The following is a 20,651-nucleotide window of genomic DNA, read 5'->3' as shown; positions in this document are numbered from 1 at the left end:
CTCTCACTCAGGAGTTCCCATGACGGAATCACTCAGCCTCGCCGGACGCACTGCCGTCGTCACCGGCGCGGGCGCAGGCCTCGGCCGGGCCGAAGCCCTCGCACTCGCCGCCGCCGGCGCGGCAGTCGTCGTCAACGACATGGGCGACGGCGCACACGCAGTGACCGCGGAGATCGCGGCGGCCGGCGGCCGCGCCACCGCCGTGACCGGTGACGTCTCCGACTGGTCGCTGGGCGAACACCTCGTGCACGAGGCCGTCAGCACGTTCGGATCGATGGACATCCTCGTCAACAACGCCGGAATCCTGCGCGACAAGATGATTTTCAACCTCACCGAATCCGACTGGGACGACGTCATCCGCGTCCACCTCAAGGGGCACGCCGCCACGTCGCGGGCCGCCGCCGTGCACTGGCGCGAGGCGAGCAAGGCCGCCGGAGGCCCGGTATACGGGCGGGTCGTCAACACGTCGTCCGAGGCGTTCCTGTTCGGATCGGCGGGCCAGCCCAACTACTCGGCCGCGAAGGCCGGGATCACCGCACTCACACTCTCGACGGCACAGGGCCTGTCCCGCTACGGGGTGCGCGCCAACGCGATCTGCCCGCGCGCCAGGACGGCCATGACCGCCGACGCGTTCGGCGAGAACACGGCCGACGCGGGACTCGACCCTCTGTCACCCGAACGGGTCGCCACCCTCGTCCACTACCTGTCCTCCCCCGCCGCCGACGAGATCAACGGACAGGTGTTCGTCGTGTACGGCAAGATGGTCGCGGTGATGGCGGCACCGCAGGTCGAGAACCGCTTCGACGCAGCGGGTTCCGCGTTCTCGCCCGAGGAGCTGGAGGAGCTTCTCACACCCTACTTCGCCGGCCGCGGACCGTACGAGAATTATGCCGCGTTCAGCGTCGCCGAACTGGAGAAGGTCGCGCTGGCGACCGGCGACACCGCCGATGTCTGAGCCACAACCGCAGAAGGAGCGCACGATGAGGCTGCACGGAAAGACGGCGATCGTGACGGGCGGCGCCGGCGGCATCGGCCGGGCCGTGACGACGGTGTTCGTCCGCGAGGGCGCCAACGTCCTGTTCGTCGACATCGACGACGAACGCGGCAAGGATCTCGAGCAGGAATTGGGATCGTCCGCTCGCTTCCTGAACACCGACATCTCCCGGCGCGAATCCGCCGAGCAGATCCGGGACGCCGCCGTCGCAGCGTTCGGATCCGTGGACGTGCTGGTCAACAACGCCCACGCCTCGCGGCAGGCCCTACTGATCGACCACACCCAGGAGATGTTCGACCTCTCGTTCCGGACCGGGTTCTATCCGGTCGTTCACCTCATGCAGGCGTGCTACGAGCAGTTGACGGCGGCGAAGGGGTCGGTGATCAACTTCGCGTCCGGGTCCGGGCTCGACGGCATGCCCACCCAGACGTCGTACGCCGCGGCCAAGGAAGCGATTCGCGGCGTCAGCCGGGTGGCCGCCAACGAGTGGGCGGCCGATCAGATCCGGGTCAACGTGATCTGCCCGTTCGCCGCGACCGAGGGCGTCCTCGCCTGGCAGGAACAATTTCCCGACCGCGCCGCCGCGTCCGTGGTGAAGGTTCCGCTGCAGCGGATCGGCGATCCCGAGACCGACATCGCGCCCGTCGCGGTGTTCCTCGCCTCCGAAGATTCGCGGTACATGACCGGACAGACACTGATGGCGGACGGCGGCAGCATCAAGCTGCGCTGATCCGCCCGGACAGGAGAACGACGATGGAAGACTTCGAGGGCCGGGTCGCCCTGATCACCGGCGGCGCCCGCGGTCAGGGCCGCAGCCACGCGGTCGCACTGGCCGAACGTGGAGCAGACATAGTTCTGTGCGACCGCTGTGAGGACAGCCCGGCCGTGAACTATCCCCTGGCCACTGCCGCCGATCTCGACGAGACCGCGGAGCTGGTGCGCGCCACCGGCCGCCGGTGCATCACCGCCACGGTGGACACCGCCGATCGGGCCGCGATGGACGCACTGGTTGCGGAGGCGGAGTCCGAGTTCGGGCGGATCGACGTCGCGGTCGCGAATGCCGGCGTCTCGGTGGCCGCCCCGGTGCAGTCGCTCACGCAGGAACAGTGGTCGGAGGCGATCGGTTCCAACCTCACCGGCGTCTTCAACACCGTGGGAGCGGTGGCGCCCGGCATGATCCGGCGGGGATACGGCCGGATCGTCACCATCTCGTCGATGCTCGGCCGGGCCGGCAACACCAACGTGGCCGCGTACGCGGCGTCGAAGTGGGGTGTCATCGGGCTCACCAAGAGCGCGGCGCTCGACCTCGCCCCGCACGGCATCACGGTGAATGCGATTGCACCGGGCAATATCTCGACACCGATGATTCACAACGACGCCCTCTACCGGATGATGCGGCCGGACCTGGAGATGCCCGGAGCACAGGACGTGGAACCGGTGTTCCGCAGCCTGCACGCCCAGCCCGTGGCGTGGCTGGATGCCGCCGAGGTCACCCGGGTCGTGCTGTTCCTTGCCGCCGAGGGCAGCGCACACATCAGCGGCATCGTCCTGCCCGTCGACGCGGGCAATGCCGCGAGGGTCACTGGCTGACGCCCCGTGAGTACTTATTAACGTCGGGCGGTTAACAAGTACTCACGGGCGCTAATGGTCAAGGCTTTGATTACACCGATTCGGCCGCTAACCTGTGCTCATGCCCGAGGAGACGACCGACCAGAGCAACCTGGACTTCCTGTCCTTCGTGGACTTCGCGGTGGGCAAGACCGTCGACGAACTGCCCGAGGTCGATCCGGTCTCCATGCGCCTGGTTCTCGCGCTGCACCGCGTGACCAGTGCCCTCGTCTACGACCTCGAGTCGACGGTCCACCGGCCCAGCGGGTGGAGCTGGCCCGGGTTCCGGGTGCTGTTCGTGTTGTGGCTCGCCGGACCGTGCGAAGCCAAGCGGGTGGCCTCACTGTCCGGGATGAGCAGGTCTGCTGTATCGGCGCTGGTGAATACGCTCGAGCGCGACGGTCTCGTGACGCGGCGACCGTCCGCAGGCGACCGCCGGGCGGTCGACCTCGAACTCACCGACGCCGGGCACGACGCCATCGTCAGCACGTACTCGGCGCACAACAAACGCGAGCAGACGTGGACCGACGCGCTGACAGCGTCGGAACGGCTCGTCCTGATCGGGTTGCTGGAGAAGCTGGCGTCGGGCACCGCCGCACGCGAAGCCGTCAAACGCAGTTGAGGTAGACGATGGTCGTGAGCAGTCTCATCCGTCCGGGCGAACAGCGCCTCGTCTCGTTCGACGAGTTCCGCGAGTCGGTGAGCGACGCGTTCGTCCCCCTCGAAATGACGTCGGCCGACCACGACGACTTCCGTGGCGTCGTGCGCGGCGCGACGGTCGGTGCGATCCGGATCAGCGAGGTCACGGCCGCCCCGCACGTCATCAGCCGAACACCGCGGACCATCCGCGCCGCCAACCCCGACTACTTCAAACTCGGACTGCAGGTGCACGGGTCGTGCGTCCTGAGCCAGGACGGCCGCGAAGCCGCGCTCACCCCCGGCGACTTCGCGATCTACGACACGACCCGGCCGTATCAGCTGTCGTTCGACGACCGGTTCCGGATGCTCGTCGTGATGTTCCCCCGGCACCTGCTCCGCGTTCCGCCCGACGGCATCGCCCAGCTCACCGCGCGCCGCGTGCCGGGCAGCCAGGGGCTCGGTGCCGTCGTCACCCCGCTGTTGCGCGGGCTCGGCGAGCAGATCGCCGACGCCTCCCCCACCGTGGCGGTACACCTCGGCGATGCCGTCCTCGATCTGGTCGCGGCCGCGTTCGCAGAGCAACTCCACCTCGCCGACGGACTGATCCCGCAGTCGCGTGGGAACGCACTGCGAGTCCGGGTCACCGCCTTCATCGACGAGCGGCTCGCCGACCGGGAGCTGGATCTGCACTCGATCGCCGGTGCCCATCACATCTCGGTGCGGCACCTGCAGAAGCTGTTCGAGGCCGACGGCGACACGGTGAGCGGATGGATCCGACGCCGCCGCCTCGAACAGTGCCGACGCGATCTCGCCGACCCCCGTCACCGCGATCTGCCCGTCTCGGCCATCGGTGCCCGGTGGGGTTTCGCCGACGCCGCCCACTTCTCCCGGCTGTTCAAGAACACGCACGGATCGACGCCCGGCAGATACCGCGCCGACGCCACACCGGTCACCGGGTCGACGCGTCCGGCCCGATGATCTCCGCGATCTCGTCGACGTGCACGGGCCTGCGCCAACTGTCCCAGCCCACGTGGATCTGCCGCGGGTGCACGGACGGGTCGAGCACGCCGTCCTGGTGAGTGTGCCCGTGCAGCAACCAGTCCCCCTCGTCCTGCAGCCGGTACTTCACGCCCCGGTCCTCCGCGGTGTGGTCGCCGACGTACGGGAAATGGGAGAGCAGCACGGTCTCGCCCGCGATCTTGCGCCGCGCGAACAACTGCACCGACGCGAACGTCTCCAGGAACACCCGTTGCCGGATGTGGCTGTTGCGGTTCGCCATCGGGTGACACGAGTCGTGATTGCCGGGGATCAGATGCAGTTCGACGTTCCGCTTCCGCGCGAACTCGTCGAGTGCGCGCAGCGCCCAGTCCTCGGCGGCCTTACCTCCGACGGTGATGTCGCCGAGTATCCAGAGTTGATCGCCGCTCCCGACGGCGGCGGCCAGCGCGTCGAGGATGGATTGGTCGTGCGCGTCGATCTCCGTTTCGAAGCCCCGGATCTCCACCAGCCGGGCGTGACGAAGGTGCAGATCGGACGTGAACCACACGCTCATGCCAGGAACCGCGACCGCAGTTCCGCGAAGAACGCCGCCGACAGCCGCTCGAAGTCGTCGGCGCTCACGCGGATCCGGTCGCCGATCTCCAACTTAAGCACGGACTGGCCGGAGAAATACTTCAGGACGCTGATGCCGCGCAGGATGCCGTCGTTGTTCATCAACGAGTCGGCGATGATCTCGACTTCGTTGAGCGGGTTCCCGTCCTTGCCCGTGACCGCCCGGATCCGGTGGACGAAGTAGCGGTCCAGCACCAGGACCATGTTGCCGAAGAACAGTGGCTCGAAGTCCTCGAGTGCGGCGAAAACCTTCTTGCCCGTGACCTCGCCCGCAATCGCCCCCGTCAGCGACGTGTACGCGGCGACCTGCTCCGCGACGGACGCCTCGGCGTGATCGATTTCGTCCTTCGTGTAGTTCTTCCGTCCGAGCACTTCGCCGTCTCCTTCGATGCACCGGGTGTCGGATCGACACGCTGAACTCCCAGACCAGCAGTGTTCCACCTTCCACATCCCAGCAGATGAGGGTTCGAGGTGCGATACTCCCGGGTGGCTCTTGCCTCGTATCAACCGGCAACAAAGAAGTCCGGAAGGATGCACCGATGAAGGTCACGATTGCACGAACCGTAGGTATCGCCGCCGCTGTCGCCGGCGCGGGTCTACTCGCCGCACCCACCGCGTCCGCGGCACCCGAAGACGTCACGGTCGATATCGGCGTCGACGGGAATGCCGTGGTGATGGACGTCCGGTACGACGTGTCCGGGGCAGTGGTGTGCGTGATGAACATCGTCCCCGTCGACGGAACCCTGCCGGCCGCCACCGTGGGCCCGACCGTCGTGATGGGCGGAGACGACGGCGAGCTGAAGGCCACCGTCGACCCCGGCAAGTACGCGGTGCAATGGTCCTGCTCGAGCGTGCCGTCGTTCGAGCAGTGGGGAAGCATTCCGCCGCTGACCAACGGCACCGTCGAACCCACCATCGTCACCGTCACCGAGACATCCGGGCCGGGCGGCGGAGGCTCGTCCGGCAGCCCGTTCGGCAGTTGACGGACCGTGCGTACGTGAGCGGCAAAGCGTGTTCGAGCACTCTTTCTCACTCACGTACGCGGGAATGGCGAACTTCTTGGACCAACGCGTAACGAAACCGCTGCGAGCGGGGATTGACAGTACGGAATCCCGCAACGGACAGGAACCCTCCGCCATGGCTACCGTCACGCACATCGATATCGCTCGCGCCCGCCGCTCCCGTCGGGTTCTCTTCATCGGCAACCCCACGCGGTACAAAGAGGTGTCGCACTGGGCGATGGTCAAGCAGTGGATGGTGGTCCACGGACTCGAGCCCGTCCGGAAGATGGACGGCCCCGCGCTCTGCGCGATCGTCACCGAGGACGTCCTCGACGGGGTCGGCTCACCCCAGGACGCGCTGACCGTTCAGAATGCTCGTGAACAGGGCATACCGGTGATCAGCGTCCACGACAGCACCCAGATCTGGCAGGCCACGGCCCGCGTCCGCGCGTCCATCGCACGATCCGGCGGCGGCGCACACTCGAGCCCGCACCACCAGGGAGCCTGAGGAAGCCGGGCCGCCGCCGTCATGGTCGACTGGGACGGCGAAGGCTACGCCGATGTCGGCGCCCTCCAGCGCGCCGTCGCGGAGACATCGATCGCGGAACTCGCCCTCGCGGGCCGTGAACGGTTGCTCGACGTGGGATGCGGCGACGGATTCGTCACGCTCCGCATCGCCAAACGGCTTCCCGGCGGTTCGGTGGTCGGAGTGGACGCGTCGCCGCGGATGATCGCGAAAGCCCAATCGCGAGTGTTGCCGGACGGCACCCGCGCCGAGTTCCGCATTGCCGACGCACGTGGCCTCCCGTTCGACGCCGAGTTCGACGTCGCGGTGTCGTTCAACGCCCTGCACTGGGTCCCCGACCTGCAGGTGGCCTTGGCCGGGATCGCCCGCAGCGTCGTGGACGGCGGACGGGTGATCATCCAGATGGTGTGCGCCGGCCCGCGGACCAGTGTCGAAGACGTCTTGATGGCCGTGGCGGCGGGCCCGCGATGGGCGGAGTTCTTCACCGACTTCACGGCGCCGTTCATCCACGTCGAACCGGAGAAGTTCCGCGACGTCGCGAAGGCGGCAGGACTCGACACCACCGACCTCGTCGTGCGCGACGTCGAATGGGATTTCGGTTCCCGGGAGGAATTCGCGCGGTGGTGCACCGTCGGGTCCACCGACTGGACCACGAACCTCGACGACGCAGCCGTGCCCGAGTTCATGGACGACGTCGTGCACGCGTACGAGCAGATCTCGGGACGCCCCGGGCTGTTCCTGTTCACCCAGATGCGGGCGGAACTTGCCCGAACGCCCTGACCCGCCGCGCAAGCACGCCTGCATGGTGGTGGTGCCCCCAGTCGGACTCGAACCGACACTGTGCGGATTTTAAGTCCGCTGCCTCTGCCAATTGGGCTATAGGGGCTACCGGCCGCCGACTCGGCGACCGTGCGCAGATCACCCTAGCTCAGGCGATCGACAATGCGATTCCGTCGAGGATGTCGTGTTCGCTGACGACGAGTTGGTCGATGCCCGCCTTCTTCTCGAATGCGTCGGCCAGTGTCAGGGTCACGATCGCGCCGCCGCCGATGACGTCGACCCGGCCCGGGTGCATCGGGCCGAGGGCGGCCCGCTCGGTGTGGGTCATGGCGATCAGCGAGTTGCAGACCTCGCGCAGCCGGGGCATCGGGATGCGGGACAGGTGCACCCGCTCGGCATCGTACTCGGGCAGTTCTTCGGCGAGCGCGGCGATGGTGGTCATCGTTCCGGCGACGCCCACCCAGGTGTGGGCCTGTTCGACGGGGACACGCGCGAACGCCTCGTCCAGGCGTTCCTGCGCGAACGCGCGGGCCTCCTCGACCTGTGCGGGAGTCGGCGGATCGTCGTGGAGGCAGCGCTCCGTGATGCGCACGCATCCGATGTCGGTGGAGAATGCGGCGTGGACGCCGGATTCGTCGCCCAGGACCACTTCGGTGGAACCGCCGCCGAGGTCCACGACCACGAACGGTCCCTGCGACGGATCGAGCTCCCCGACCGCTCCTTTGAACGACAGCCGTGCTTCCTCGTCGCCGGTGATGACCTCGGCCCCGGCGCCGGGGATGACTGCGCCCAGCACCTCGCGGGTCATCGAGAAGAAGTCCTCCCGATTGGACGCGTCGCGGGTGGCGGACGTGGCGACCATGCGGACCGCGGTGGCGCCGGCGTCGGCGATCATGCCGGCGTACTCGCTCAACGCGACCCGGGTGCGTTCGATGGCCTCGGGCGCCAGGCGCCCGGTGGCGTCCACGCCCTGTCCCAGCCGGACGACGCGCATCTCGCGACATACGTCGTGCAGTGCGCCCTGGTCGTCGACGTCGGCGACGAGCAGGCGGATGGAGTTCGTGCCGCAGTCGACGGCGGCGACGCGGGTCACTGCTCGGGACTTTCGACGTCGTCGATGCCGGGCCAGTCCGCGGGGATCGCGGTGCCCCTCAGCTTTCCGCCTGCCGCGGACGCGGCGAGGGCCACCGATTCGTCGCCCAGCGGGTTGACGCCCGGTCCCTTCGCCAGCGAGTGGGCCATCAGCACGTGCAGGCATTTGACGCGCTCGGGCATTCCGCCGCCGGTGAAGTCCGTTCCGAGGGGCTCGATGGCGTCACGTTCGGCGAGATACGACTGGTGGGCGCGCAGGTACGCGGCCGCGAGTTCCGGGTCCTGCCCGAGACGCTCGGTCATCTCACGCATCACCCCCGCGGACTCCTGCCGGCTGGCCTCCGCGGTCAGTCGCGGATCGGTCAGGTAGTACAGCGTCGGGAACGGTGTTCCGTCCGGAAGTGTGGGCGCGGTCTTCACGACGCCGGGCGTGCCGTCGGGACTGCGGTACGCGATCTCGAGCACTCCACGCGGTTCGCGGCCCAGCTGGGCGGCGACGGCGTCGAGGTCTTCCTGCGGCACGGGATTGGACGGGTCGGACGAAGTGGTCACCCGGTGGGTTCTCCTGGTTCTGGCGGTACGGGCGGCGGCACCACAGGGGGCGCCGGAGCCGGTGCCGGCTGCACCTCGGGCGCGGCCGGCGGTTCTGAAATGGTCTTCCACAGGTCGGAGTACCAGGGGCCCGCCATCTCGGCGTCCTTCTCCTCCGGCTTCTCGGGTTCCTTGTAGTCGCCGGGCAGCTGCACCTGGAACGGGGTGTCGCCGGGCTTCACCCACCGGAGCCGGCCGCGTGCCTGCGCCTCGATGTAGGCGGGGTCGGAGTAGCGCTCCTCGAGTATCCGCAGTTCCTGCAGATCCTTCTCGAGCTGAACCTGTTCCGCCGCAACACGGTCCGCTTCCCCACGCTGGGTGAGGTAGTTGCGCAGCGGAACCGCGAGGGTGAGCGCGAGAAGCAGCACGACCATGACGAGGACGAGCGCCCGGCCCGTCGACAGTCCGAGGATCGTGTGCTCGGAGCGCATTGTGCGGGCGGCCCCGGCCGCGCCCACCCGTCTCGGGCGGGCGCGACCGGGAAGCACCTTGCCGGTGTCGGCGCCGTCGACGGCGTCCGGCTTGCCGTCGGCCTGCCCCGGCGTCGTCGACTTGGTGGTACGGGGACGCCGCGCTCCGCCCGGAGCGCCGTCCGCCCGGTTTCCGCGGACCCGCTCACCCCGCCCGGAGCCCCGGCCGCCCGGACTTGCTCCGGACGACCGCGGCCTGCCGCGCTGTGCCACCTACCCCAACACCCCTTACTCGACTGTCGAACGTCAGCCTTCGAACGCGAACCGCGGGAACGCGACCTCGCCGGCGTAGCGGGCGGCGTCGCCCAGGTTCTCCTCGATGCGCAGCAGCTGGTTGTACTTGGCGACGCGCTCACTGCGTGCGGGGGCACCGGTCTTGATCTGACCGCTGCCCACGGCGACCGCGAGGTCGGCGATGGTGGTGTCCTCGGTCTCACCGGACCGGTGGCTCATCATCGTCTTGTAGCCGTTGCGGTGCGCGAGGTCGACGGCGTCGAGGGTCTCGGTCAGCGTGCCGATCTGGTTGACCTTCACCAGCAAAGCGTTCGCGGCACCCTTGACGATGCCCTCTTCCAGACGCTCCGGGTTGGTGACGAACAGGTCGTCACCGACGAGCTGCACCTTGTTGCCGATCTGATCGGTCAGGGCGACCCAGCCGTCCCAGTCGTCCTCGTCCAGCGGGTCCTCGATGGACACGATCGGGTAGGCATCGACGAGCTCGGCGTAGAACGCCGACATCTCGGCCGCGGTCCGGTTGCTGCCCTCGAACTTGTAGCCGGTGCCGTCGGTGTAGAACTCGGTGGCGGCGACGTCGAGTGCGAGTGCCACGTCGGTGCCCAGGACCAGGCCCGTCTTGCCGATGGCGACGCTGATCAGGTCCAGTGCTTCCTTGGTGCCCGCGACGTCGGGGGCGAAGCCGCCCTCGTCACCGAGACCGGTGGCCAGGCCCTTCTCCTTGAGCACCGACTTGAGGGCGTGGTACACCTCGGCGCCCCAGCGCAGCGACTCCTTGAACGTGGCGGCACCGATCGGGGCGACCATGAACTCCTGGACGTCGACACCGGTGTCGGCGTGCGCACCTCCGTTGAGGATGTTCATCATCGGAACGGGAAGGACGTGGGCGTTGGGGCCACCGACGTAACGGAAGAGATCCAGACCCGACGACTCGGCGGCCGCGCGGGCCACCGCCAGCGACGCACCCAGGAGCGCGTTGGCGCCCAGACGCGACTTGTCCGGGGTGCCGTCGGCGTCCAGCAGGGCCTGGTCGACGGTCCGCTGCTCGGTGGCGTCGATCCCGATGATGGCCGGAGCGATCTCGCTCAGGACGGCCTCGACGGCCTTCTCGACACCCTTGCCGCCATACCGGTCGCCGCCGTCACGCAATTCGACGGCCTCGTGCTCACCGGTCGATGCACCTGACGGGACCGCGGCGCGAGCGAAACTTCCGTCGTCGAGCAGCACCTCGACCTCCACCGTGGGGTTACCACGGGAATCGAGGATCTCACGGGCTCCGACCTGCTCAATGATGGACACTTGCTGATTCTCCTTATATGGGCTTCGCACTGTGCATCGACCGGTCCGATCGTGCCAGGGACACCAGATCGTGCCAGCACACAGCGTAACGGCACACCGAAACCGGCGCGGGATGGCGCGCCCCGCGGACGGCGAGCCGCCCGCACGACATCCATCGATGTGGCGCCGATCACGTCACAAAGGGGTGGTGGAAGGATTACGGGCGAACCCCGACCGAGTAGGCGGACGCCCGGTCGCGCACCAGCGTGAGGTACTCCCCCGACAGGTTGTAGGCCATCAGCGCCGACTGCCAGCCCTCCGCCGCGGTGAGGTCGCCGCCACGCTCGCACAGGTAGCGGGCGGCGGTCAGCGCCGCGTCGTCGATGTTGTCGGCGTCGGCCACGCCGTCACCGTTCGCGTCGACTCCCCACCGCTTCCACGTCTCGGGAATGAACTGCAGGGGACCCATCGCGCGGTCGTGCACGGGGTCACCGTCCATCGCCCCGCCGTCGGTGTCGGGGATTTCGGCGACACCAGGCCCCCCGTCGAGGGGGATACCCCGGATCTCGGGCGTCACCTGACCGGTGGGCCCGACCGCCGAACCGGCGTGGGTGCCGTGCCGGCTCTCCACACTCGCGATTCCGGCGAGGGTGGTCCACCCGATTCCGCATTCCGGCTTCGTCTCGGCCATCACCGTCGCCGCGTAGCCGTACGCCTCGAGCGCGGTACTCCCGACGCCGACCGAGTCGGCCAGCCCGGCAGACCATCCGTGCAGCTGATCCGCCGAACGCCCGGGTGCGTTGATGTCGATCGGCGGGGTCGCCGCGCCGGGCCCGGGTGGGATGCCTTCCGGAATCGCGATCCTCGGTTGCTGCTCCCGCGAGCACGCGCCGTAGGCGAGAACCACGACCACCGTCGCCGCGAGAAGAGCGAACAGCGGTCCGGGCCATCGGGAACGACGTTTCGGCCGCGCGGGATATCGGTTCACGTCTCCATCATCCACACGAAACTGGTCGATCCCAGCCACGCGGGACGGCCCCCGCACGGCGCCGGGCCGCGACGAGGCACCACACCAAAGGTAAAGGGTTGTAAAAGTGCTGGTGAGGGCTTCTTCGGATAAGTAGGCGCGGTGTATGTTTTTCTTCAGGGCTAAGGTTCGCCTTGCCTACCGCAAGTTTGCCTACCCAACCTTGCGGACCACTCGACTCGACCCCGTCTCGCCCAGGAGTGTGCATGTCAGTCCTCGCCGCAGGGACCGCGCCGTCGATCGCCACACAGCTGTTCGGCAGTGGTTTGATCGGTCTGCGCGAGGGCCTCGAGGCTGGCATCGTCGTCATGATCCTTGCCGCATTCCTCGTGAAAGCGGAGCGCAAGGACGCACTCAAGTGGGTCTGGCTCGGCGTCGGCGTCGCCGTCGCGATGGTGGCCGCGATCTTTCTCGTCATCCACTATGGAACGTCCACCGTCACCGGACTCACCGCGGAGGTCATCGCCGGCGTCGCGTCCCTCGTCGCGGTCGCGATCGTCACCGTCATGGTGCTGTGGATGCGCAAGGCCGCGCGGACCATCTCCCACGACCTCAAGGCGGGCATGGAGAAAGCATTGGTCGCGGGGCCCATCGCGGTGCTCACCCTCGCGTTCTTCGCCGTCGGCCGGGAAGGCGTCGAGACGGCGCTCCTGATGGTCGGGTACGCCGAGAACACAGCGGGTAGCGCCTGGCCCCTAGTCGGCCTCCTGCTCGGTATCGTCGCCGCCGCGGCCCTCACGGTCCTGCTGTACTTCGGCGCCGTCCGGCTCGACTTCGCGAAATTCTTCAAATACACCGGCATCTTCCTGATCATCGTCGCCGCCGGAATCCTCGGGTACGGCATCCATGCCCTGCAGATCGGCGGAGTCCTGCCCGGCGGCTCGGCACTCGCCTTCGACATCTCGGACGGCTACGACGCGTCCAGCTGGTACGGCACCGTCCTGGCAGGCATCTTCAACTTCCGGCCCGACCCGACGGTCCTGCAGGCCGTCGCCTGGGTCGTGTACGTCGTCGTGGTCCTGTTCCTGTTCCTCCGGCCCGTCTCCGCACCCACACCGGCCCCCGCGGCACCCGAGCGCACCGCTTCCCCCACCCCCGACGAGACCGTTTCATGAAAGGCACCTTCCGCCCATGAAGACCAAGCGCCGAACCACCTTCGCCCTCGCCTCGGTCGCCGTACTGCCGCTGGCGCTCGCCGGCTGCACGGAGAAGTCGACCGCAAGCACCGACGACATCACCGTTACCGCGAGCGACGACACGTGTGACGTCAGCGCCGACTCCGGGACCACCGGGAACAGCACGTTCCAGGTCACGAACAACGGCACCAAGGTCACCGAGTTCTACGTATTCGCCGAGGGCGACCGGGCGATGGGCGAGGTCGAGAACATCGGTCCCGGCCTCACCCGCCAGCTCATCGTGTCGCTGCCCGACGCCGGCACCTACCAGCTCGCATGCAAGCCCGGCATGGTCGGCGACGGCATCCGCCAGGAGTTCACCGTCACCGGAGACTCGATGAGCGCCTCCGAGGAGAGCGGACAGCTCGCCGAGGCCGCCGACGGCTACCGCCGCTACATCCGCAGTCAGGTCGTGGCCCTGCAGGACACCACGCAGCAGTTCGTCGACGCCGTCAAGGCCGGCAACATCGATCAGGCCAAGGCACTCTTCCCCGTCTCCCGCACCTACTACGAGCGCATCGAGCCCGAGGCGGAGAGCTTCGGCGAACTCGACCCCAAGCTCGACCTGCGGGAGGCCGACCTCGAACCCGGGCAGGAATGGACGGGCTTCCACCGGCTCGAGAAGGATCTGTGGGTCACCGGTCCCCAGCCCGACACCAACGCGATCGCCGACCAACTCGTCGTCGACGTCCAGTACCTCGCCGACCAGGTGAACGCCGAGGACTACACGATCGATCCCACCAAGATCGCCGGCGACGCGCAGGGACTGCTCGACGAGATCTCGACGTCGAAGATCACCGGTGAGGAAGACATCTTCTCGCACACCGACCTGTGGGACTTCCAGGCCAACGTCGACGGCTCGCAGGCCGCGGTCGCCGCACTGCAGCCGATCATCGACGAACGCAATCCCGAACTGGCCGCGAACATCACCCAGCGTTTCGCGGACCTCGATGCCGAACTCGCTCAATACCGCCAGGGTGACGGGTTCGTCTTCTACGACACTGTCGACGAACAACAGCGCCAGGAACTGTCGCGCAAGATCGACGCCCTCTCGGCCGAGGTCAGCCAGGTTCAGGGCGTGGTAGCAGGCGCATGATCATGACTGATCCGACCGGAACACCCGACACGACCACCTCGGTGGACGAGCGCAGGGGAATGTCCCGACGACGTCTGTTCGGCGCCGTCGGGGCGGGAGCCGCCCTCGCCGGCGCCGGTGCACTGGTCGGGCGCGCCACCGCCGCCGTACCACCGTTCTCGCACGGCGACGTCGTCGCCTTCCGGGGCGAACACCAGGCGGGCATCGTGACGCCCGCGCAGGACCGGATGCACTTCGTGGCGTTCGACGTCACCACGAAGTCCCGTGAGGAACTCGAAGCACTGCTGAAGAAGTGGACCGTGATGGCCGAGCGGATGACCGCGGGCGAGGAGGCCACCCCGGACGGTGCCATCGGCGACGGAGCCTACGTTCCGCCCAGCGACACCGGGGAGGCGCTCGGCCTGCCGGCGTCCCAGCTGACGCTCACCATCGGGTTCGGACCCTCACTGTTCGACGACCGGTTCGGCTTCGCGTCCAAGAAGCCTGCCGCGCTCGTCGACCTTCCGCACTTCCGGGCGGACAACCTGGATCCGGCGCGCAGCGGCGGCGACATCGCGATCCAGGCGTGTGCCAACGACCCGCAGGTGGCCGTGCACGCCATCCGCAACCTGGCGCGCGTCGCGTTCGGGACGGCCTCCGTCCGGTGGTCGCAGCTGGGGTTCGGCCGCACCTCGTCGACGTCGACCACCCAGGACACGCCGCGAAACCTGTTCGGGTTCAAGGACGGAACGAACAACATCAAGGCCGAGGAACCCGGCGTCCTCGACCAGCACGTGTGGGTGGCGTCCGACGACGACCAGGCGTGGATGGGCGGCGGCGCGTACCTCGTGGCGCGGCGGATCCGCATGCTCATCGAGCAGTGGGATCGCACCGTGCTCGGCGAGCAGGAACGCGTGATCGGACGGTCCAAGGGCACCGGCGCCCCGCTGAGCGGCAAGGCGGAATTCGACGAACTCGACTTCGATTCCAAGAAGGGTCACGACCCCGTCATCGACGTCGACGCGCACGTGCGACTGGCATCCGCTCAGGAACTCGGCGGCATCCAGATCCTGCGTCGTGGATACAACTTCACCGACGGCTCCGACGGTTTCGGCCACCTCGACGCCGGACTCTTCTTCATCGCCTACTGCCGCAACCCACAGGAACAGTTCGTGCCGATGCAGCTCAACCTGTCCAGGAACGACGCGATGAACGAGTACATCCAGCACGTCGGTTCCGCCCTCTTCGCCTGCCCGCCCGGCCTCGCCGAGGGGCAGTACTGGGGTCAGGGCCTGTTCACGTAGAGCCTCCCGATCAACGCACCGGGCAGTCGTACCGCATCAACGGTGCCGGCCGAGCAACCGAAGGTCGAGCTGGTCGGGAGGCAGCGGGCGGCCGTGGTAATGCCCCTGGGTGACGTCGCAGCCGTATCGACGCAGGGCCCTCAGGGTTTCCTCGTCTTCGACACCTTCGGCGACCAGAGACGCGCCCAGGCTGTGTGCGAGCTCCACGGTCGATCGCACAATCGCGACGGATCGAGGGTCGCTGGCGAGGCGGGCGACGAAGACCCGGTCGAGTTTCAGCTCATCGACGGCAAGGTCCTGCAGATAGGCAAGGGAGGACCACCCGGTGCCGTAGTCGTCGATCGACAATCCGATTCCGAGACCCTGCAGCGCCTCGACCACCCTTCTGGCGCGCATGTAGTCGGTCATCAGGACACTTTCGGTGATCTCGAGAATGAGTGCGTCGGCGGGTAGTCGAAAGTCCTTCAAGAGCCGGTCGATCTCGGCAACCAGGTCTGCGTCGAGCAGATTCGTGACCGAAAGGTTCACCGCGACGGTCAGCGATACCCCGCGATCGAGCCAGGTGCGCGCTTGACCCAGAGCAAGCTCCAGGACTCTCGTTGTCAGTGGCCGCATCAGGCCCGACTGTTCGGCATGAGGAAGGAATTGATCGGGCAGGAGTAGGCCGTGGCGAGGGTGTTCCCATCGAACGAGAGCCTCGACGCTGTGCACCTGCCCGTCGCACGCGCTGACCTTCGGTTGGTAATAGCACGTGAGCTCGTCGCCGGCGATCGCTGTGCGCAACTCCTCGACGGACTGCCTCTCCTCGATGCTGCGTTGGTACTCGGCAGCGTCGTACACCTCGAGCGCGCGACGGCCGCACTTGGCCCGATACATCGCCACTCCGGCGCGCTGAAGCAAGTCCTGGGGGTTGGCGCAATGTTGCGGGCAGAGGGCGATTCCGATGCTCGCCTCGACGTGAACGGTGATCTCATCGAGGTGGAACGGCTCGCGCAACGCTTCGAGGAGACGACCAGCCAGCGCACGGGCTTCCGTAAGGTCGATCCCGGACGGGAGTAGGACCGCGAACGCGTCTCCGCCGATCCGGGCCGGCAGATCACCCGGTCGCACCGACCGCGCCAGCCGGTCCGCGACCTGGCGCAGCAATTGATCGCCCACGTACCGTCCGAAAGAATCATTGATCTCCTTGAACCGGTCCAGATCCATCAGCAGCAAGCCCGGACCCGGGCGGTGGGGTTGCCCGACCGGCTGCGCCACATGGTCGAAGTATTCGGCCGTCAACGCGGCCGTGATCGCCCGCCGGTTTGCCAGGTTCGTGAGGTCGTCGGTCCTCGCCTCGCGGTGGCTGTCGGCCAGGACGACCACTTCACGGAACGTCACCGCGAATCGGGCCGCGACCGCGACCAGGGTGAGCGCGGCGAGAACCACCGCGAGCCGCGACAGCCGCGCATCGTGGTCGAGCACCAGCAGGCCCACCGACGCAGCGGTGCACACCAGTGGGGGGACCCAGATAGCCAGTCCGGGAAGCTGATTGGATCGCCGCCGGCCGGGGGCCCGCCAACTGGCCAAGGCCACCAGCAGCACCGCGACGTGCGGGAGCGCATCGATCCACGTGCCCTCGACGTAGCCGTCAGCACTGCGGAACAGGTAAAAGGTGTCGGCCACCGCAAACAGCATGAACCCCGCAACCAGCAGCACCCACCGCTGCTCGGCACGCCAACCCAGCACCGCGAGCGCCCCGACCGCAAGCGCGAGGAGCAGCACGTCTCCCACCGGGTACGCCAGCCCGACGATCACCGCTGCGGGTGACCCGCTCGCCACCGACTCGATCGGACCGAATGCGAGGGCCGCCGCCAGAGCCGCGAGCGTCAACCCGGCGGTGACGGCATCCAACCAGATCTCCGCCGGTAGTCGCCGCGCTCGCGCACGGAGGAGCAACACCAGCCCGGTATAGACGAGTGGGTAGAACGCCAACTTCAGCGGATCGGCCACGGATGGGGACTGGCCCTCGGGCACCCACGACATCGCCACGACATCGCCCACGCACCAGCTCGTCAGCCCCAGCGCGATCAGCCACCACGCCTGGCGCTCGGCCGGCACCCACCACGCGCGAGCGGCGACCACGAAGGCGACCGAGAGCGTCAATCCGTCGTAGAGCGCCTCGCGCAGCACGATCCAGCCAGCCCGATCACCCACCGCGATCGAGATCGCGTACGAGACCGCACCGATCAGCAGAATCCCGAGCACCGCCATCACACCGCGCCGTGACCGACCTGGTGGCGACACCCAGCCCGTCCGAAACGGCCGTGTTCGGCTGTGTGCCGACGTCATTCCAGTTGCGGCACGCCGGCCCGAGAGAGGCTGCTCTGTTACGGGTTCCGCGGCTCGAGGCAGGTTCTCGATCTCCCCCGGCCCGGTATCGACGGTGCGGGAGGTGGGATGGTCGACACAGGGCCGCCCGTCGAACTCGTCGAAGCCGGCCGCATTCGGCATGAAACTGCGAAGGCAGCCACCGCCGCCGCGTTTGGCCGCGTACATTGCCAAATCTGCCTGTTTGAGCAGGCTCTCGGTCGTCGCGTCGGGGACCTCGGATGCGGCAATGGTCAGCCCGATACTGGGACGGATGGAGAGCGCGACACCGTCGATGACGAACGGCGGGATGAAGGCCTCCAGCACCCGATCCGCAGCAGACAGGGCATCCTCGACGCTCCCTTCGACCAGGGCCGCGAACTCGTCACCTCCGAGCCGGGCTACGGTGTCGGTGCTCCGCACGCACCCGGTGAGCCGTTCGGCAACGCGGATCAACAGCTCGTCCCCTGCGGGATGGCCGAGGCTGTCGTTGACTGTCTTGAAATCATCGAGGTCCACACACAACACCACGATCGGTGACCGTTCCCGCCGTTGTCGCTGCACTGCCTGGTCGAGACGGTCGAGAAACAACGCACGGTTCGCCAGTCCGGTCAGTCGGTCGCGAAAGGCCTGTCGGGCCACGGTGAGCAACAACCGCCGGTTCTCGGCCAACACGATGAACTGCCGTGCCAGCAAGGCCGACACCAGGACCATGATCGCAGCGGGAATCGGGCCGGAACCCAGCCCGGGCAGCTCCCGCTGCAGGCCGACGGCAACGGCCAGCAACAACGGAACGTACGGCAACCACAACCGTGCCCGGGACGGAATCTGCACCGGAGCCGGTTCGGGTGACGGTGCGCGGGTGCTCGACAGCGCCGCCAGCCCGATCGCGACGAAGGCGGCCACCCAGCCCAGGTCGGTTACACCGCCGTTGCGATAGGTGCCCAGCGCGGTCAGGTAGGAGACTGCGCTGGCAGACAATGCCATCAGGATGATCCCGATGCACAGCAATCCCAGGGTCAGGCGTTGCCCAACCCGCGCTCGGGTCAGCACCACAATCGCCATCGTCGCAATCACCAGGTCCGCGACAGGATAGGCGAGGGACGACACGAGGCTTGCCGGTGTGTCGCTCCCCGCGTGGTACACGCTGCCGAGCACGCTCACCCACGACACCACGAACAGTGAACCGGCCACGATGATTCCGTCCAGAATCAGCCGGGTACGGGACTGTCCGCTGTCACCGGCCGGGAACAGCAACAACGCCGCGCATGCGCCGACCGGAAACAACAGATACGCCGCAGCCGCCGCGGAGGGGAACGGTATCTGATCACTTCCCTCGTTCACCACGTAGTAGCACCAGATGGCTTGACCGACCGACCAGGCCGCCAGCCCACCTGCCAACGCCGACCAGCTGTGGCGCACCATGCCCCGCCCTACCCAGGCAGCCCAGGCGGCACACGCGGTGGCGAGCACGGCGAACACCAGCAAACTCACGTCGGCAATCGCGATCGTCGTGAACGCTCCATCCCATCCCGACCACCAACCCATCGCGAACAGCAGCGATGGGACGATGAATGCGACGGCGATCGCACACAGACCGCCTCTCCACACGGCCTCGGCGCTCGACGACGTCCCCACCCGCTCGGCTGTCCGATGTCCCATCGTCACCACCCGAACTGCCGCCTGCTGTCAGTGAATTCTTGAATTCAAAGTATCCAGACGTCCATCTTTGCACGACGTACATACTGAAATACAGTGCAGAATGATACCCATGGTATGTTTCCGTCGTCACCGTAAGGCAGACAGGCAAGCACGAACGTTCGACATCGCTTGCCCGATCCGCACCGCTACCGTGCGCGGATCGCGGTCAGCGGCCGACGAGCTTCCGGATCAACCGAGCAAGCGGCCGCCGAAACCGCGGACAGTCGCACAGTGCACAGGACGTGCCCTCGCGGTAGTGCTCGTGAGCGGCGAATGGGTGGCCGCAGCGGCAGGTAAACCTCTCTCGAGGTTGCGTGGAACGGCCGCCCTCACGACGGCCAGTGACCCGCCCAGTCCGCCGCTCCGAGGGAGGCCTTCCCCTGTGCACGCGCCGCGTTCTCGGCTACCCGGATCCGGGTGATGAACGCGTGCGTCGCCGCCCGGAGTCTCGTCTCGGCCTCTGCCTCAGCTACCAGACCGGACTCGAGCTCGTCGGGCACGAGTTCGGACGGCAGGCCGGCCTTGCGCGCGCGGGCGATCACCTTCGCCGCGAGGGACGCTGCGGGCTGGCTCATCGCGACGCCGTCGAGGCAGGAACTCCGCGCCTTCTCCGCCGCCTTCCGGATCTCCCATGCCCGTTCCTGCTCCGCGATGTCGATCGGCCCGACGACGTCTTCCCCGAGGTGGGGACTGCGGTGCACGAGCTTGGCCACCAGGGTCGCGGCTACGTCGTCCACGTCGAAATTGCCCGACGCCGACGCGATGCGCGAATGGAACAGGACCTGCAGCAGCAGGTCTCCGAGTTCTTCCCGGAGATCGCCGGGTTCGGACGACTCGATCGCGTCGAGCACCTCGTACGTCTCCTCGACGAGGTAGTGCGACAGGGTGCGGTGCGTCTGCGTCACTTCCCAGCCGCCGTAACTCCACAGTCGATCCATCACCTCGGCGGCCTCGACGAGGTTGTCGCCCGGGACCTTCGGTGCCGCGATGACCCGGGACCCCGACGCCACCCACTCGCGCACGGTGGGGTGGTCGGGATCGGTACTGACCAGGACGGCGGCCCCAGGTGCTTCGGTCAGCAACGTCCGCACGGCTTCGGGTACCTCGTCGGTGAACTCCACTCCGTCACCGACCACCCCGACGGCCTGCATCGGGAGCGTCGTGGGCCGCAACGGATCGAGCAGGACCACCGTCAT

General features: G+C 67.8%; 20 protein-coding genes and 1 tRNA gene. 11 read left to right on the top strand and 10 right to left on the bottom strand.

Going from position 1 to position 20,651, the window contains the following annotated elements; genetic code table 11:
• Nucleotides 1-19: 19 nt before the first annotated feature.
• The 5 genes from QM806_RS00715 to QM806_RS00695 all read left to right on the top strand — a co-directional run bounded on the left by QM806_RS00715 (nt 20) and on the right by QM806_RS00695 (nt 4,219).
• Nucleotides 20-955: a 3-oxoacyl-ACP reductase gene (locus tag QM806_RS00715; protein ID WP_005255638.1), complete on the top strand. Its 936-nt coding sequence runs from the start codon at nt 20-22 to the stop codon at nt 953-955.
• 25 nt (nt 956-980) lie between these two features.
• Nucleotides 981-1,724 carry an SDR family NAD(P)-dependent oxidoreductase gene (locus QM806_RS00710; RefSeq protein WP_283290078.1) on the top strand — a complete coding sequence of 248 codons (744 nt, stop codon included), beginning with the start codon at nt 981-983 and terminating at the stop codon, nt 1,722-1,724.
• Between the two features lie 23 nt (nt 1,725-1,747).
• Nucleotides 1,748-2,584, top strand: coding sequence for a mycofactocin-coupled SDR family oxidoreductase (locus tag QM806_RS00705; protein ID WP_054248731.1), 837 nt, complete (start codon nt 1,748-1,750; stop codon nt 2,582-2,584).
• Between the two features lie 100 nt (nt 2,585-2,684).
• Complete coding sequence (locus tag QM806_RS00700) at nt 2,685-3,224, top strand: MarR family winged helix-turn-helix transcriptional regulator (protein ID WP_005571065.1); 540 nt, start codon at nt 2,685-2,687, stop codon at nt 3,222-3,224.
• Between the two features lie 8 nt (nt 3,225-3,232).
• A complete protein-coding gene (locus QM806_RS00695; RefSeq protein WP_169692928.1) occupies nt 3,233-4,219 on the top strand; it encodes an AraC-like ligand-binding domain-containing protein in 987 nt (328 codons plus the stop codon).
• Here QM806_RS00695 and QM806_RS00690 read toward each other — a convergent pair.
• The gene (locus QM806_RS00690; RefSeq protein ID WP_005572560.1) at nt 4,191-4,793 is read right to left on the bottom strand and encodes a metallophosphoesterase; all 603 of its coding nucleotides are present in this window, start codon (nt 4,791-4,793) and stop codon (nt 4,191-4,193) included. The genes QM806_RS00695 and QM806_RS00690 overlap by 29 nt on opposite strands.
• Nucleotides 4,790-5,224, bottom strand: a complete 435-nt coding sequence (locus QM806_RS00685) for a hypothetical protein (protein WP_005255628.1) — start codon at nt 5,222-5,224, stop codon at nt 4,790-4,792. The genes QM806_RS00690 and QM806_RS00685 overlap by 4 nt, the downstream gene beginning before the upstream one ends.
• A 167-nt stretch (nt 5,225-5,391) precedes the next feature.
• Here QM806_RS00685 and QM806_RS00680 point away from each other — a divergent pair, with 167 nt between their 5' ends.
• The 3 genes from QM806_RS00680 to QM806_RS00670 all read left to right on the top strand — a co-directional run bounded on the left by QM806_RS00680 (nt 5,392) and on the right by QM806_RS00670 (nt 7,159).
• Nucleotides 5,392-5,835 carry a hypothetical protein gene (locus QM806_RS00680; RefSeq protein WP_005255627.1) on the top strand — a complete coding sequence of 148 codons (444 nt, stop codon included), beginning with the start codon at nt 5,392-5,394 and terminating at the stop codon, nt 5,833-5,835.
• A 154-nt stretch (nt 5,836-5,989) separates the two neighbouring features.
• Nucleotides 5,990-6,361 carry a hypothetical protein gene (locus QM806_RS00675; protein WP_005255626.1) on the top strand — a complete coding sequence of 124 codons (372 nt, stop codon included), beginning with the start codon at nt 5,990-5,992 and terminating at the stop codon, nt 6,359-6,361.
• A gap of 21 nt (nt 6,362-6,382) precedes the next feature.
• Nucleotides 6,383-7,159, top strand: coding sequence for a class I SAM-dependent methyltransferase (locus tag QM806_RS00670; RefSeq protein WP_005255625.1), 777 nt, complete (start codon nt 6,383-6,385; stop codon nt 7,157-7,159).
• Nucleotides 7,160-7,188: 29 nt separating this feature from the next.
• Here QM806_RS00670 and QM806_RS00665 read toward each other — a convergent pair.
• The 6 genes from QM806_RS00665 to QM806_RS00640 form a co-directional block, all read right to left on the bottom strand.
• Nucleotides 7,189-7,265, bottom strand: a tRNA-Leu gene (locus QM806_RS00665).
• A gap of 42 nt (nt 7,266-7,307) precedes the next feature.
• Nucleotides 7,308-8,252, bottom strand: a complete 945-nt coding sequence (locus tag QM806_RS00660) for a Ppx/GppA phosphatase family protein (RefSeq protein ID WP_005572558.1) — start codon at nt 8,250-8,252, stop codon at nt 7,308-7,310.
• Nucleotides 8,249-8,803, bottom strand: a complete 555-nt coding sequence (locus QM806_RS00655) for a DUF501 domain-containing protein (RefSeq protein WP_005255623.1) — start codon at nt 8,801-8,803, stop codon at nt 8,249-8,251. The genes QM806_RS00660 and QM806_RS00655 overlap by 4 nt, the downstream gene beginning before the upstream one ends.
• Nucleotides 8,800-9,525 carry an FtsB family cell division protein gene (locus QM806_RS00650; protein WP_005255615.1) on the bottom strand — a complete coding sequence of 242 codons (726 nt, stop codon included), beginning with the start codon at nt 9,523-9,525 and terminating at the stop codon, nt 8,800-8,802. Before QM806_RS00650 ends, QM806_RS00655 begins: the two co-directional genes overlap by 4 nt.
• 33 nt (nt 9,526-9,558) lie before the next feature.
• The gene (gene eno / locus QM806_RS00645; protein ID WP_005238851.1) at nt 9,559-10,845 is read right to left on the bottom strand and encodes a phosphopyruvate hydratase; all 1,287 of its coding nucleotides are present in this window, start codon (nt 10,843-10,845) and stop codon (nt 9,559-9,561) included.
• Between the two features lie 196 nt (nt 10,846-11,041).
• On the bottom strand, nt 11,042-11,812 hold the full coding sequence (locus tag QM806_RS00640; protein WP_005255613.1) for a lytic transglycosylase domain-containing protein: 771 nt from the start codon (nt 11,810-11,812) through the stop codon (nt 11,042-11,044).
• Between the two features lie 245 nt (nt 11,813-12,057).
• On the opposite strand from QM806_RS00640, the gene efeU reads away from it, so the two are divergent.
• The 3 genes from efeU to efeB are packed head-to-tail and all read left to right on the top strand — an operon-like array spanning nt 12,058 to nt 15,405.
• Nucleotides 12,058-12,966, top strand: coding sequence for an iron uptake transporter permease EfeU (efeU, locus tag QM806_RS00635; protein ID WP_005572554.1), 909 nt, complete (start codon nt 12,058-12,060; stop codon nt 12,964-12,966).
• Nucleotides 12,967-12,982: 16 nt separating this feature from the next.
• A complete protein-coding gene (gene efeO, locus QM806_RS00630; RefSeq protein WP_005572551.1) occupies nt 12,983-14,122 on the top strand; it encodes an iron uptake system protein EfeO in 1,140 nt (379 codons plus the stop codon).
• Between the two features lie 2 nt (nt 14,123-14,124).
• A complete protein-coding gene (gene efeB, locus QM806_RS00625; protein WP_283290073.1) occupies nt 14,125-15,405 on the top strand; it encodes an iron uptake transporter deferrochelatase/peroxidase subunit in 1,281 nt (426 codons plus the stop codon).
• A 36-nt stretch (nt 15,406-15,441) separates the two neighbouring features.
• Here the strand turns inward: efeB and QM806_RS00620 are convergent, their stop codons facing one another.
• Together QM806_RS00620 and QM806_RS00615 are read right to left on the bottom strand one after the other, a co-directional pair.
• Nucleotides 15,442-19,416, bottom strand: coding sequence for a bifunctional diguanylate cyclase/phosphodiesterase (locus QM806_RS00620; RefSeq protein WP_283290071.1), 3,975 nt, complete (start codon nt 19,414-19,416; stop codon nt 15,442-15,444).
• Between the two features lie 368 nt (nt 19,417-19,784).
• Entirely contained in the window at nt 19,785-20,651 is an 867-nt protein-coding gene (locus QM806_RS00615) for a nucleoside triphosphate pyrophosphohydrolase (protein ID WP_054246036.1), read from the bottom strand.

Source organism: Rhodococcus sp. IEGM 1351, assembly GCF_030056875.1.
Taxonomy (GTDB): Bacteria; Actinomycetota; Actinomycetes; order Mycobacteriales; family Mycobacteriaceae; genus Rhodococcus_F; species Rhodococcus_F opacus.
This window is presented reverse-complemented; position numbering and strand designations above follow the sequence as displayed.